Raw genomic sequence first — 353 nt, 5'->3', positions numbered from 1 at the left:
ATGGAGCGGGAATTAAGAGATGGGGGAGCGGAGGCGGACTTGATTCGACAAAAGCTGCTGGCTCGCATGAATGACGTCTCGGCCTTCATGAAAACCTTAAAACAACGCTTTTCGACTTGGTTTAACAAGACTCATGAGCGCTTTGGGCCCTTATGGGCGGATCGTTTTAAAAGTGTTTTAGTGGAGGGTAAGGGCAACGCGCTGCAGACCATGGCGGCCTATATTGACTTGAATCCTGTGCGAGCGGGATTGGTGAAGGACCCGAAAGATTATCGTTTCTGCGGCTATGCAGAAGCGGTCAGTGGACAAAAAAAGGCACAGCGAGCGCTGAAGTTTCTGACTTTCGGAGCATA

Annotated in this window: 1 protein-coding gene; it reads left to right on the top strand. The window is 50.4% G+C overall.

What is annotated here, in order from left to right:
• Positions 1-87 precede the first annotated feature (87 nt).
• Positions 88-353: transposase (locus QEH52_RS20340; protein ID WP_425609306.1), on the top strand; the 266-nt coding region annotated here is incomplete at its 3' end.

The sequence above is a fragment of the Thalassobacterium maritimum genome (assembly GCF_031127805.1).
Classification (GTDB): Bacteria; Verrucomicrobiota; Verrucomicrobiia; order Opitutales; family Coraliomargaritaceae; genus Thalassobacterium; species Thalassobacterium maritimum.
This window is presented reverse-complemented; position numbering and strand designations above follow the sequence as displayed.